At 71.9% G+C, this 13,013-nt stretch carries 12 protein-coding genes; 4 read left to right on the forward strand and 8 right to left on the reverse strand.

What is annotated here, in order from left to right; genetic code table 11:
- The first annotated feature begins 125 nt into the window (after window positions 1-125).
- A complete protein-coding gene (locus tag ACFVT5_RS13130; RefSeq protein ID WP_389885502.1) occupies window positions 126-869 on the forward strand; it encodes an alpha/beta fold hydrolase in 744 nt (247 codons plus the stop codon).
- On the opposite strand, the gene ACFVT5_RS13135 is transcribed toward ACFVT5_RS13130, so the two are convergent.
- From ACFVT5_RS13135 to ACFVT5_RS13170, 8 genes are all read right to left on the reverse strand, one after another.
- Window positions 781-2,094: an exo-alpha-sialidase gene (locus ACFVT5_RS13135; protein ID WP_389885504.1), complete on the reverse strand. Its 1,314-nt coding sequence runs from the start codon at window positions 2,092-2,094 to the stop codon at window positions 781-783. The two genes, ACFVT5_RS13130 and ACFVT5_RS13135, sit on opposite strands and share 89 nt — an antisense overlap.
- Window positions 2,091-2,888 carry an HpcH/HpaI aldolase/citrate lyase family protein gene (locus ACFVT5_RS13140; protein WP_389885507.1) on the reverse strand — a complete coding sequence of 266 codons (798 nt, stop codon included), beginning with the start codon at window positions 2,886-2,888 and terminating at the stop codon, window positions 2,091-2,093. The genes ACFVT5_RS13135 and ACFVT5_RS13140 overlap by 4 nt, the downstream gene beginning before the upstream one ends.
- Window positions 2,889-2,968: 80 nt before the next feature.
- Window positions 2,969-3,949: an aldo/keto reductase gene (locus ACFVT5_RS13145; RefSeq protein WP_389885510.1), complete on the reverse strand. Its 981-nt coding sequence runs from the start codon at window positions 3,947-3,949 to the stop codon at window positions 2,969-2,971.
- Window positions 3,946-4,929 carry an ATP-binding cassette domain-containing protein gene (locus tag ACFVT5_RS13150; protein ID WP_389885512.1) on the reverse strand — a complete coding sequence of 328 codons (984 nt, stop codon included), beginning with the start codon at window positions 4,927-4,929 and terminating at the stop codon, window positions 3,946-3,948. The genes ACFVT5_RS13145 and ACFVT5_RS13150 overlap by 4 nt, the downstream gene beginning before the upstream one ends.
- A complete protein-coding gene (locus ACFVT5_RS13155; RefSeq protein WP_389885515.1) occupies window positions 4,926-5,771 on the reverse strand; it encodes an ABC transporter ATP-binding protein in 846 nt (281 codons plus the stop codon). The genes ACFVT5_RS13150 and ACFVT5_RS13155 overlap by 4 nt, the downstream gene beginning before the upstream one ends.
- Before the next feature lie 3 nt (window positions 5,772-5,774).
- Window positions 5,775-6,767, reverse strand: coding sequence for an ABC transporter permease (locus ACFVT5_RS13160; RefSeq protein ID WP_389885518.1), 993 nt, complete (start codon window positions 6,765-6,767; stop codon window positions 5,775-5,777).
- Between the two features lie 3 nt (window positions 6,768-6,770).
- Complete coding sequence (locus ACFVT5_RS13165; RefSeq protein WP_389885521.1) at window positions 6,771-7,700, reverse strand: ABC transporter permease; 930 nt, start codon at window positions 7,698-7,700, stop codon at window positions 6,771-6,773.
- A gap of 3 nt (window positions 7,701-7,703) precedes the next feature.
- Complete coding sequence (locus ACFVT5_RS13170; protein WP_389885524.1) at window positions 7,704-9,302, reverse strand: ABC transporter substrate-binding protein; 1,599 nt, start codon at window positions 9,300-9,302, stop codon at window positions 7,704-7,706.
- Between the two features lie 230 nt (window positions 9,303-9,532).
- Between ACFVT5_RS13170 and ACFVT5_RS13175 the strand changes: the two genes are divergently transcribed.
- The 3 genes from ACFVT5_RS13175 to ACFVT5_RS13185 are packed head-to-tail and all read left to right on the forward strand — an operon-like array spanning window position 9,533 to window position 12,775.
- Window positions 9,533-10,867, forward strand: a complete 1,335-nt coding sequence (locus ACFVT5_RS13175; protein WP_389885527.1) for a four-carbon acid sugar kinase family protein — start codon at window positions 9,533-9,535, stop codon at window positions 10,865-10,867.
- Window positions 10,864-11,913 carry a 4-hydroxythreonine-4-phosphate dehydrogenase PdxA gene (gene pdxA, locus ACFVT5_RS13180; RefSeq protein WP_389885530.1) on the forward strand — a complete coding sequence of 350 codons (1,050 nt, stop codon included), beginning with the start codon at window positions 10,864-10,866 and terminating at the stop codon, window positions 11,911-11,913. Before ACFVT5_RS13175 ends, pdxA begins: the two co-directional genes overlap by 4 nt.
- A gap of 58 nt (window positions 11,914-11,971) precedes the next feature.
- Entirely contained in the window at window positions 11,972-12,775 is an 804-nt protein-coding gene (locus ACFVT5_RS13185; RefSeq protein ID WP_389885533.1) for a DeoR/GlpR family DNA-binding transcription regulator, read from the forward strand.
- Window positions 12,776-13,013: the final 238 nt, after the last annotated feature.

Raw genomic sequence — 13,013 nt, forward strand, 5'->3', positions numbered from 1 at the left:
ACCTTCCCCAGGCGTCGCCGCCATCGTAGGTCGTCCCGGCGCCGCCCACCCGGCGAGACGGACCGGGGCATCATGGCCCTACTCCGGGTGTCGACCCGGAGTACCTACAGGGGAGCAGGAGCGTCATGAGCACCTACGTGCTGATTCCCGGAGCGGGCGGCGTCGCCGCGTTCTGGCATCTGGTCGAGGACGAGCTGCGCCGCCGCGGCCGGCACACGATCGCCGTGGACCTGCCGGGCGACGACCCCGCCGCCGGACTGCCGCAGTACACCGACCTCGTGGTCGAAGCGGTCGAAGCGGACGGCAAGGCGGTCGACGGCGACCCGGGCGGACTCGTCGTCGTCGGCCAGTCGCTGGGCGGGTTCACGGCGCCGCTGGTGTGCGCCCGGCTGCCCGCGTCGCTGCTCGTCCTGGTCAACGGGATGATTCCGCGGCCGGGCGAGACACCGGGGGAGTGGTGGGACGCCACGGGCCAGGCCGCCGCGCTGCGCGCGAGCGACGTACGCGAGGGCCGGGACCCGGACGCCGGGTTCGACCTCGCGACGTACTTCCTGCACGACCTGCCCCAGTCCGAGATCGACGCTCTGTTGAAGAACAACCGGGACGAGTCCGACGCCGCGTTCGGCACCCCGTTCACCCTCGACGCCTGGCCCGACGTACCGACCCGGGTGATCACCGGACGTGACGACCGGTTCTTCCCGGCCGACTTCCAGCGGCGCGTCGCGCGCGAACGGCTCGGGATCACCCCGGACGAGGTACCCGGCGGCCATCTGGCCCCGCTCAGCCATCCTCGCGAGTTGGTGGACCAGTTGGAGGCGTACGGCACCGGGCGCCCGGAGGGAGGGCCCAGGCCATCCAGGCGGGGCTGAGGCGCACATACGCGATGGTGCGCCGGTGACGGGTGTAGGCGACATGGAGGGTTCCGTCGGACGCCTGGGCGATGGACGGGTAGGACAGTTCGCGGTTCAGGCCGTGCCGTGAGTTGTTCGTCAGGCAGTAGCCGTCGCCCGTCTCCAGATCGTGGCGCACCGGCCAGGTGCTGCCGCCGTCCGACGACACGGAGAGGGTGAGCGGGGCGCGAGGGGCGCCCCAGAACGCCGTGGCCGCCTCGCCCGGCGCTGCTTCCCTCCGCGCCGCCTCGCCCGGTGCGCGGTCGCCCGGCGCACCGTCGTTCACCCCGTCGTCGTCGATCTCGTCGTACAACGACACCCGGCGCTCGACGGCGTCGGCGGCGCTGCTGGCGTTGTGCACCAGAGCGAGTCGCCCGTCGGCCAGCGGCACGAACTGGACCGAGGAGTTGTTGTTGGGGACGCCCAGGGGTTCCGGCGCCGTCCAGGTCTCCCCGTCGTCCCGCGAGGTGCACCGGTGGACATGGTCCGCCCGGCGGCTGCGGAACAGCGCCACCAGCGAACCGTCCGGCAGCGCGTGGACGTTCATGTGCACCAGACCGGTGGAACCGGGCACCGGCCGCTCGCGCCAGGTCGCTCCGGCGTCGTCACTGACCAGCACCGAACTGGTGTCCTGGCCGCCCGACCAGCGTTCGCCCGGCACGGTCACACAGCGGAACACGGGCAGCAGCCAGCGCCCCGACGGCAGTACGGTCACCGGCTGGCGCACGAAGACACCGCCCTCGGCCGTGGCGGGGAAGAGGACCCGGGACGGGCCCCAGGTCACCCCGTTGTCCCGACTGACCCGCTGCCGTACCTCGGCGGTGTCCTGATGTCCCGCCCGCTGGGCGGTGTGCAGCAGCCACAACTCGCCCGCGGGCGTGGGGAACAGCACCGGGTTCTGCTCGGACCGGGTGGTGTCGTCGGAGAGCCGGACCGGCGTCGACCATGCGTCGGCGCCCTCGACGAGCCGTGCGAACCAGACGGAGATGTCCGCGACGCCTTCCTGCGTACCCCCGAACCAAACGCAGGCCAGGTCCCCGCCGGGCAGCACCGTCAGATTCGCGGCATGGCTCTGCGCGGCGGGTGCGGCCAACTGGGCCTCCGCACGCCCCGGTTCCGTCGGATGCGGGCGCAGGACACCGTCGGCGTCGGCCGGCGTAGTGGACGAAACGGCCGTGGGCGTCCCGGCAGGGGGCGTGCTCACCGGGCGTCCCCCGTGGCACGCGCGGCGGCGAGATGGGAGCGGACGACCTGCTCCAGGTGGGTCAGGTCACTGGCGACGGTGGCGAACGTGAAACCCTGGGCCAGACGCCGGGCGGCGGAGGCACCGTCGGCGTTGTGGATGCCCGCGGCGATCCCGGCGGCGACCGCGGCCTCGCGCACCCGGACGAGCGCGGCCTCGAACACCTCGTTGACCGAGGGGTCGGTGGACGTGGCCCCGCCCAGGGCGATCCGCAGATCGGACGGGCCGATGTAGACGCCGTCGAGGCCGTCCGTGGCGCAGATCTCCTCGACGTTCGCCAGACCGTCCGCTGTCTCGATCATCGCGAGGACGACCGTCTGCTCATGCGCGTCGGCCGGGTCGGGCCCGATCCGCAGCGCCGAACGCATCGGGCCGTAGGAGCGGCGGCCGAGCGGTGGGTAGCGTACGGCGGCCACCGCGTCGGCCGCGTCCTGGGCGGTGTCGATCAGCGGGACGATCACCCCGGAGGCCCCCGCGTCCAGCGCGCGGCCGATGGGCGCGGGATCGTTGGCCTCGGTACGGACCAGGCCGACGGCGGTGCTGCCCTTGGTGTCGATGGCGGTGAGGGAGGCGAGCAGACCCGCGTACTCGATCAGACCGTGCTGGGCGTCCAGCACCACGTAGTCGTAGCCGAGGCGCGCGATGCGTTCGGTGGAGACCGGGGAGTCGAGGACGGACCAGTAGCCGATGAGCTGTTCGCGGGCGCGCAGGGCGGCGGCGAAGGCGGCAGGCGTACCGGGCGTGTCGCGGGTCATGAGGACAACTCCTTGAGGGGGTTGAGGGGGTTGAGAGGGGCCGGGTGGGGGGTGCGGCGGATGGCCGTCGGGTAGTCCGGTCAGCGGTTGTACGCGGGCATCGGACCGCGCAGCGCGGCGCCGACCTCGTCACAGGCGGCCGTGACATCGGCGGACAGCGGTCCGGCCTGGGCGGCGGTGACATTGGCCCGCAGGTGCTCGGTGCGGGAACCACCGAGCAGCAGCGCGTCGGTGGAGGGCCGGTCAAGCAGCCAGCGCAGCGCCAGCTCGGTGAGCGGAAGACCGGCCTCGTCGGCGATCCGCGACAACTGTCCGATCGCGTCGAACAGCCGCTCGTCCCAGTAGCGCTCGCGGTACATCGCGGCGAGCTTGGAGTCGCCGAACCGACCGGAGTCCGGGGTCTGTCCGAACTGGTGACGTCCTGTCAGGAGTCCGCCGCCGAGCGGGTTGTAGACCATGGTGCGCAACCCGGTCACGGCCGCGTACTCGACGTACTCCTCCTCCAGTCTGCGCGCGAGCAGATTGTGGAGCTGCTGCGCGACGACCGGGGACGGTGCGCCCACCTCGCCCGCCGTACGGACGAGTTCGGCGATCTGCCAGGCCGCGAAGTTGGAGACGCCGAGGGCGCGGATCTTGCCCTCGGCCCTGAACTCGGCGACGGCGGACAGCGTTTCGGCGAGCGGGGTGGCACGGTCCGGCTGGTGCAGATAGAAGAGGTCGACGTGATCAGTGCCGAGGCGCCGGAGGCTGCCCTCCAGCGCGGCCCGCATCCCGGCGGCGGACAGCGGCGCGTGCTCGCCCTGGTCGGGGTGCGGGATCCCGGCCTTCGTGGCGAGGACGATCCGGTCACGGCGGCCGGGCAGCAGCCCGGCGAGGATGCGTTCGCTCTCCCCACCCGCGTAGCCGTTGGCGGTGTCGACGCCGGTGATGCCCGCGTCGAGCGCGGTGTCGAGCATGGCGGCGGCGCCCGCCCGGTCGACGGTGTCACCGAAGGTCATGGTGCCCAGGACCAGACGGGACAGCGGGACGGGGACGTGGGGCAGGTCGATGCCGGTGGTCACGGGAGATTGCCTTCCGGTGCGTTGGCGCCCGAGGGGGTGACGGGCGTGTCCGAGGGCGTGGCGGACGTGCTGACGGCGGTGCCGGACGGCCGGGGCGCCGGCGCGGCGGCCGTGGCGTTGAGCAGATGCCGGGGTTTGAGCCCCCGGATCGCCAGAGGGTCGAGCGCGGCGCGGCGCAGCGCCCGCGTGTACGGCTGGGCCGGGGCGGCGAGGACGGACCTGGTCGGACCGGTCTCGACGATCCGGCCCGCGTGCATCACCACGACCTCGGTGCTGATCTCACGGACCACCCCGAGGTTGTGGGCGATGAAGAGATAGGCGATGCCCGTCTCGGCCTGGAGTTCCCGCAGCAGCTCCAGCACCTGGGCCTGGACCGAGACATCGAGGGCGGAGGTCGCCTCGTCGCACACCAGCAGCTCCGGCCGGGAGGCGAGCGCGCGGGCGATGCCGATGCGCTGGCGCTGACCGCCGGAGAACTCCGGCGGCCTGCGGTGCAGCGCGGTGGTCGGCAGCCCGACCCGGTCGATGAGTTCGGCGGCGCGGCGCGCGCGTTCCGCCTTGTCCGTCACACCGGACAGGCGCAGTGGCTCCGCCACGATCTGTTCGGCGGTCAGATGCGGGTCGAGGGAGCCGTACGGGTCCTGGAAGACCATCTGCACCCGCCGCCGCAGTGGTCGCAAACGCCGCTCGGACAGCGGGGCGATGTCCGTGCCGTCCAGCACGATCCGGCCCGATGTCGGCTTCAGCAGCCGGACCAGGGCACGGGCGAGCGTGGACTTGCCGCACCCGGACTCGCCGACGACGGCGAGCGACCCGCCGCGCGGCAGCTCGAAACCCACCCGGTCGACGGCACGGAACGGACCCCGCGCGGTGGGGTACTCGACGACAAGGTCCTCGACGCGGAGGAAAGACCGGCCCGCGTCCGGGGCGTGCTCGTCGGCGTGGGGGACGGCCCCCGTACCGGTCAGGGGCGTGTTCACCGGGACACCTCCGCTACGGCGGTTCCGGCCGGCGCGTCCTCGTCCCAGGCACCGAGTCCGGGCACGGCGGCGAGCAGGTCGCGGGTGTACGGATGGGCCGGCCGGTCCACGATCTGCTGGGCGGGTCCCGACTCCACGAATCTGCCCTCCTTCATGACATGGATGCGGTCGGAGACGATCCGGGCCACCCCCAGATCATGCGTGATCATCAGCATCCCGATCGACTCCTGTTCCTGTAGCTCCATCAGCAGATCGAGGACTCCGGCCTGCACGGTCGCGTCCAGCGCGGAGGTCGGCTCGTCGGCGATCAGGAGCCGGGGCTCCCCGGCGAGGGCCACGGCGATGAGTACGCGCTGCAACATGCCACCCGAGAACTGGTGCGGATAGGTCTTCCAGCGCGTCTCCGGCTGGGGGATACGGACCTGCGCGAGCAAGTCGGTGCCCCTCTCCCGGATCTCGGAGCGGGACATCCGCGGATGCCGCAACCGCAGCGCGTCGCCGAGCTGACGGCCGATGGTGTGGACCGGGCTGAGCGCCGTCATCGGATCCTGCGGGATCAGTGACACGGTCCGTCCGCGCACCGCACGGGCCGCGGCCGGATCGGCGATCACGTCCCGGCCCGAGACGCGTATGGTGCCGGAGAGCACCGCGAGCCCGTCGGGGAGCAGCCGCAGGACGCCCATGGCGGTGGTGGACTTGCCGGAGCCCGATTCGCCGATCAGCGTCACGGTCTCGCCCTCACCCACGGTGAAGCTCACGCCGTCCACGGCGCGTACGATCCCGCGCGCGGTGATGAGTTCGATCTGGAGGTTCTCCACGTCCAGGAGCGGAACATCCGTCATGGCTCAGACTCCCTTCTTGGCGTGTGCGGCGCGCATACCGCGGGGTACCCACGTTCCGCGCGGTGCCTTCGCCGTGCGGGTACGGTCGCGCAGGCCGTCGCCGATCAGGTTGACGCCGACCACGAGCAGGGCGATGACCAGGCCGGGCAGGGTGACCAGCCACCACGAGGTGGTGATGTAGTCCTGGCCGTCGGAGATGATCCGGCCCCAGGTCGCGAACGGCCGCTGCGGGCCGGCGCCGAGGAAGCTGAGCGCGCTCTCCAGGAGGACGGCCTGGGCGAGCAGCAGCAGGACGACGAGGCTCGCCTGGCGGATCACGTTGGGGACGATGTGCCGGACGAGCACCGACCAGCCGCGCAGCCCGAGTACCCGGGCCGCGGCGACATACGGTTTCTCGCGCTCCACGAGAACGAGCGAGCGGGTGAGCCGCGCGACCTCGGGCCACTGGGCGACCGCGATCACACAGGTGATGACGGTGACCGAGGGACCGAACAGGGCGACCACGAGCAGCAGCATCATCAGCAGCGGGAGCGCGAGCTGGGCCTCCAGGAGCCGGGAGACGACCGTGTCGACCCAGCCGCCGAAGAACCCGGCCGCGGAGCCAGCCGCGATACCGATCAGACCCGACACGAGGACGGCGAGGATGCCGACCGACAGGGACACCTGACCGCCGTGCAGGATGCGGGAGAGCAGATCGCGGCCGAGCTGGTCGGTGCCGAACAGATGACCCTCACTGAGCGGCGGCAGTCGGCGCCGGGACAGATCCTGCGCGTCGGCGCCGGGCAGCGGCAGCAGACCCGCCAGCGCGACGGGCAGCACCACAAGCGCGGTGCAGAGCGTGCCCACCCACAGCTTGAATCGGGCGCCGCGCTGTTGCCGGGTGGCGGTGGCCCGCGCGAGGTCGCGCGCGGTGACGGCGCTGGGGCGGCCGTCCGTGGCGGAGCCACCGGAGGAAGGGCCGCCGGGGGAGTCGGCGGGACGCAGGGCGGTGGTCATGTGTCAGGCCGCCTTTCCGAGGCGCACCCGCGGGTCGAGCAGCGGGTAGGCGAGGTCGACGAGGAGTTGGACGAGGATCGCGAGGGTGGCGGTGACCAGCACGGTGGCCTGGATGAGCGGATAGTCGCGGGTCTCCAGCGCACGGACCACGAGCGAGCCGACGCCGGGCCAGCCGAAGACGACCTCGACCACGACGACGCCGTTGAGCAGCGCCGCGAAGCGCGTACCGATGGCGGTGAGCAGCGGAACCCCCGAGTTGGCCAGGGCGTACCGCCAGGTGAGGGCGCGCTCGGAGAAGCCGCGTGAGCGGGCGACGGTGATGTAGGGGGATGCGAGAGCGGTGCTCATCTCGCGCCGTACCAGCCGGGAGATCAGCGCCAGTTGGAGGACCGCCACGGTGACGGTCGGCAGCACCAGACCGCTCCAGGAGGTGAAGCCGGAGGCGGGCAGCACCGGCAGCAGCACGGCGAAGACGGTCAGCAGCATCACCCCGGTCCAGAAGTCCGGCATGGACTGCCCGGCGATGGTGAGGACGTTGGCGCCCAGCTCGCGCTTGGTGTCGGCGCGGCGCGCCATCCACACGCCGAGCGGCACGGCGACCACGGCGGTCACCGTGATCGCGGAGACGGCGAGCGTGATGGTGTACGGCATCCGTTCCAGGACCACGTCGAGCGCCGGGGCGTGGAAGGAGTAGCTGGTCCCGAGGTTCCCGCTGAACAGATCGCGCAGGAAGATGCCGTACTGCGTGAACAGCGGCTGGTCCAGCCCGAACTGGGCGCGGATATGGGCGAGATCGGCGGACGTCGCGTTGGGAGCGGCGTACGCGGATGCGGGGTCTCCGGGGGCGAGACGTACCAGCAGGAAGACGGTCGTCAATGTGAGGAAGACGGTGAGCAGGCTCTGGCCGAGCCGGCGAGCGAGATACTTCGGCACGGCTCAGCCCTCCAACCGTACGGCGGACAGGTCATAGGAGTTGATGGTCAGCAGCGAAAGGTCCTGGACCCGGGCCCTGCGCGCGAGGAGCGTCTTGGGGGCGAAGGCCCACAGGCTGGGCCAGGTGTCCCAGATGGCCTTCTGCACTTCGGCCAGTTGCCGGGTGCGCTCGGCGTCGTCCACCTGGGTGGCGGCGGCGGTGAGTTGCCGTTCGACGTGCGGGACGACATACCCCATGAAGGCGTCGCGTGTACGTTCCTTCGCCGCCGTCCCGCCGTACATGCCCTGGAGCACGGTGAGTGCCTGGCCGGTGGGGCTGCCGTAGCCGTTGCCGATGACGTCCCAGTCGCCGGCCTTGCCCTGGCGCCAGGTGAGGATGTCGCCGCCCGGCTGGAACTGCTGGAGCGAGGCACGCACCCCGACGTTCTTCAGCATGTCCACCACGGCCTCCATGACCGAGGTGTCGGCGGCGAACTCGCCGGACTCCCAGATGATCCTCATCCGGAGGTTGGTGGCTCCCAGGGACGTCAGCAGCGCGCGGGCCCGGCCGGGGTCGTACGTGTACGAGCCGGTGGGCACCGCGCCTTCGAGGGCGAGCGGCACCACACCGCGGGCCGCCTCGGCCGATCCGTTGAGCACGTCGTTCACGAGGGCCTTGCCGTCGATCGCGTACGTCAGGGCCTGCCGGACCCGGGGGTCGGCCAGCGGACTGCCCTGGGGCTTGCGGAAGTTGTAGAAGAGCTGACACATACGGACACCGGAGGTCTCCTCGACCTGGACGCCCGGGAGCCCGGTGAGCTGCTCCGCCGAATCCGGGGTCAGCGTGTCAACGACATCGATCTCGCCGCTGCGTAGGGCGACGACGCGGCTGGACTCCTCCGGTACGAACCGGACGCGTACCGTCTCGACGCGGGCGCGCGGTCCCCAGTACTTCGGATTGCGGCCGAGGGTGTACTCACCGGCGCCCGAGTTCGCCTTGAGCACGCGGTACGGGCCGGAGCCGAGACCGCTCTGCAGCTCCTCGGGCCGGTTGGCGGCGGCGGGCGTGATGTGGATGTTGGCCATCAGCCGGTCGAGCACCGGTACGGGCTGGTGCGTGTGCAGCAGGAAGGTACGGGCGCCGGTCTTCTCGACGGAGGGCAGTTCGGGGAACAGACCGAGCAGGAACGAACCGTTGACCTTGCCGTACATCTTCAGGGCCGTGGCGACGTCCTCGACGGTGACCGGGGACCCGTCGGAGTAGCACACGCCCTCACGCAGCCGCACGGACCAGGCGGTGGGCTCGGCCATGTCGAACCGGTCGGCGAGGACGAGCCGCGGCTTCATGCCGGGGCCGATCCGGGTGAGCGCCTGGCGTACCGCGCGCTGGACGGTCACGGCCGCGTCGAACTGGTTGAGCTTGTTGTCGAGGCTCACCAGGGAGCGGTTCAGGCCGAGCGTGAGGGTGCCGGGGCCGGGAGCCCCGGTGGGACCCGCGCAGGCGGCCAGCGGGCCGAGAGCGACGCCCGCGCCGCCGACGGCGCCCCAGCGCAGCAGTGTGCGGCGGCTGAAGGGCCCGCGCCGGGGAGCGTCGAGGGGATCGCTCGGAGGAGTAGGGGTCATCGTCGACCTTCTCGGGTTCTGGGAGGCGACCGGCTCGTGCTGCCGGTGCCGGGCGGGCCGGAAAGTGGTCCCTTCTGTCCTGGACCGCGGCCTTCCCGCACCAACAGGTGTCGCGCCGCACAAGGTGGCATGGTTGCGTGTTTCGCGCAAGAGGTCTCGCGCACTTCGCGCAACCTGTGTCATCATCGGGCACCGAAGCGGCCCGACCGGGCCGTCCGGAGGAGGTATGCGTGGTACTCGCCAGCCCTGGTGTACGCGCACCGCGCCGCGTTCTCGCCCTCGCGGACGACCTGTCCGGCGCGGCCGAGACAGCGGCGGCGCTACGCCTCCCCGGCCGGATCGTGCTGGGACCGGCGGCCGTCCCGCCGCCCGCCGACGGCGAGGCGCTGGTCCTCGACCTCGACACCCGGCAGCGTGCGGCCGACGACGCCGCACGCCTCGTCCGCGACGCGGTACGGGACGTCGCCGCGCCCACCGTACTGATCAAGAAGACCGACTCGCTGCTGCGCGGCAACCTGGCGTCCGAGGCCGCCGCCTACGCCCGTGGCGCGCGGGGCGTCGTGATCGCCCCCGCGCTACCGGCGGCCGGCCGCACCGTCCGCGACGGTGTCGTCCACCTGCGCGGCACCCCGCTGCACGCCACGGACGCCTGGCGCGCCGAGTCCGCTCCCGCCCCGCGTTCGGTGCGCGCGGCGCTCGGCGACCTGCCGACGCGGATCGTGCCGCTCGCCGCGGTGCGCGGCTCCCGCCCGGAACTCGCCGGCCTCCTGCACGACCTCGTCGCGGCGGGGGTGTGCCCGGTCTGCGACGCCGAGACGGACGCCGACCTCGACGCCGTCATCGCCGCCACGCTCCACCTCGGGCCCGGTGTACGGCTCATGGGAACCGGCGGCCTCGCCACGGCGCTCGGCCGGATACTCGGCCCGGCAGCCGGCACCGCTGACGCCCCGACACCGACGGCCGCCCGCACGGTGGACCGTCCGCTGCTGGTCGTCGTCGGGACCGCCGAACCCAGCGCCGCTGCGCAGATCGCGCAACTCACCGCCGCCGGAGCACAGCACACCGCCCTGTCCGCCGATCTGCTCGCGCGGCCCGGCCCGCCGCTGCCGTTCCGGGTCGATCCGCACGGCGTCACGGTCGTCAGTGTCGACAACAGCCGCGGGATCCGGCCCGGTTCGGCCCGCCAGGTGGTCGCGGGACTGGCTCGGGCCGTCGCCGCCGTGGACCGGCCCGCGGATCTCGTCCTCACCGGCGGCGAGACCGCGCGGCGCGTGCTGGACGCCCTCGGCATCGGCCAACTCCGCCTCGTCGGACAGATCCACCACGGAGCCGTGCACGGCCACACCCCCGACGGCCGCTCCGTCGTCACCCGCCCCGGAAGCTACGGCGACAGCGGATCACTGCTGCGGATCGCCCGCGCCTTGCGACCCGGCCGGCTCCGCACCTCCCCGGCCCGGCCCGCCGCCCTCCCATCGGCCACCGACCCCTCCGCACCGGGAGTGGCGTTCGTCGCGCCTGACTCCCCACCGCCCGAAGCATCCGTACCGCAAGGAGAAGTCCAGTGAACGCAGCCCCGACGACCGCCCCCACGCAGCAGACCGGAACGGCCGACCAGCCGCTTCCGATCATCGCGGTCACCATGGGCGACGGTGCCGGCATCGGCCCCGAGGTGATCGTCCCGGCGCTGCTCCACGCCGACACCGCCGGTCGCTGCCGCCCCGTCGTCATCGGTGACGCGGAACGCCTCCGGCAGGCGGCCCGCATCGTCGGTGCCGACTGCGAGATCGTGACCGTCGAGACCCCCGAGGAGGCCGAGTTCACCCCCGGTCGTATCAACGTCGTCGACCTCGGACTGCTCCCCGCGGATCTGCCCTGGGGACAGTTGTCCGCCGTCGCGGGCGACGCGGCGTACCAGTATGTGCGGGTCGCCGCCGAACTCGCCGTACGCGGGGCGGTGCAGGGCATCTGCACCGCCCCGCTCAACAAGGAGGCGCTGCACGCGGGCGGACACCTCTTCCCCGGCCACACCGAACTCCTGGCCCACCTCACGGGTGTCGAGGAGGTGTCGATGATGCTGTCCACACCGAAGGTGAAGGTCATTCACGTCACCACCCACATCGGTCTGATCGACGCCGTGCGCCGCATCGAACCAGGACTGGTCGAGCGCACCGTGCGGCGCGGGCACGAGGCGATGGTGCGGGCCGGAGTCACCGACCCGGTCATCGGGGTGTGCGGCATCAACCCGCACGCCGGTGAGAACGGCCTCTTCGGCTACGGCGAGGAGGAGGAGAAGATCGTCCCGGCCATCGAGGTGCTGCGCGCCGACGGGATCGACGCGGTCGGCCCGCTTCCCGCCGACACCGCCTTCTTCCTCGCCGCACGCGGTGACTACGACCTGATCGTCGCCATGTACCACGATCAGGGCCACGGCCCCGTCAAGGTCATGGGCATCGAAGCCGGCGTCAACCTGACCGTGGGACTGCCGGTGATCCGCACCTCCGTCGACCACGGCACCGCCTTCGACATCGCGGGTACCGGCAGGGCCGAGGCCGGTAGCATGGTCGAGGCTCTGCGCCAGGCCGCCGAGATGTCCACCACTCCGGCCCACTGACACCTGTTCCGTCCGCATTGGGAACAGAGGACCACAGAGGACTGAGGACAGAACGCTGATGTCTGCGATGGGATCCAAGGCCCGGCGCGATCGTATCGTCCACCTTGCCACGACGACCGGTCTCGCCAGTGTGGAGGAGCTTTCCCAACTGCTCGGTGTCACCGCGTCCACCATCCGCCGTGACCTCGCGAAGCTCACCACCGACGGGCAACTCGCCCGTACCTACGGGGGAGCCATGGCGCTGGCCGCGCATCCCGAGGCGTCGCTCCGGCAGCGCACCGGCGAGGCGTTCGAGGCCAAGCAGGCCATAGCGCGCTGGGCGGCGGCGGAGGTCAGGCCGGGGGAGACCCTTCTGCTGGACGCGGGTTCCACCGTCGGCGCGCTCGCCCATGAGCTGCGCACGGCGGAGGACGTGACCGTGGTGACCACGGGGCTGACGGCCCTTCAGGAACTGTCCGACGTCGAGTCGGTGCACGTCGAATGCCTCGGCGGCACACTGCGCCCGCTCAGCCAGGGGTTCGTCGGACCGCTCACCGAGGCCGCCCTGGAGCGACTGACGTTCGACCGGCTCTTCCTGGGCACGGACGGGGTCTCGCCCGAACACGGCATCTGTGAGGCCGACTTGAGGCAGACGCGCCTCAAGGAACTCATGGCCCGCCGCGCCGATCGGGTCTATGTCCTCGCGCACGCGGCGAAGCTGGGCCGCCGGCCGTTCCACACCTGGACCCCGCTCCGGCAGGACTGGACGCTGGTGACCGACGACGCGGCGGACCCCCGCATCGTCGAAGCGCTGCGGTCACGCGGCATCACGGTCGTCCAGACCCACCCGGAGCCGCACACCACTCACCGGAGCGCGGACTGATCTTCGAGCCGGCGACTCGAACGGCGTCTTCGCCACCTACTCAAAAGCCGCAGAAGCTAGTAGTCGATTTGATGCGTAGCGGAGATCGTGCCATTGATCGCGCACGCCGTGCTGGAGCCACTACGCATGTTGATGCCGCTGCCCTTGCTACCGATCGCGGTCGCATCAAAGTTGGTCGGACGGGTCGACCCGCACGCGGCATGCGCATTCGCTGTAGTGGAACGCGTGAGTGGTGCTG

It is taken from the genome of Streptomyces sp. NPDC058001 (assembly GCF_042886315.1).
Taxonomy (GTDB): domain Bacteria; phylum Actinomycetota; class Actinomycetes; order Streptomycetales; family Streptomycetaceae; genus Streptomyces.

What these genes read in the sequence shown, in the direction of transcription:
- ACFVT5_RS13185 (WP_389885533.1), top strand. Translation starts at nt 11,972, where the DNA reads ATGTCTGCGATGGGATCCAAGGCCCGGCGCGATCGTATCGTCCACCTT.
- ACFVT5_RS13155 (WP_389885515.1), bottom strand. Translation starts at nt 5,771, where the DNA reads ATGACGGATGTTCCGCTCCTGGACGTGGAGAACCTCCAGATCGAACTC.
- ACFVT5_RS13160 (WP_389885518.1), bottom strand. Translation starts at nt 6,767, where the DNA reads ATGACCACCGCCCTGCGTCCCGCCGACTCCCCCGGCGGCCCTTCCTCC.
- ACFVT5_RS13140 (WP_389885507.1), bottom strand. Translation starts at nt 2,888, where the DNA reads ATGACCCGCGACACGCCCGGTACGCCTGCCGCCTTCGCCGCCGCCCTG.
- ACFVT5_RS13130 (WP_389885502.1), top strand. Translation starts at nt 126, where the DNA reads ATGAGCACCTACGTGCTGATTCCCGGAGCGGGCGGCGTCGCCGCGTTC.
- ACFVT5_RS13170 (WP_389885524.1), bottom strand. Translation starts at nt 9,302, where the DNA reads ATGACCCCTACTCCTCCGAGCGATCCCCTCGACGCTCCCCGGCGCGGG.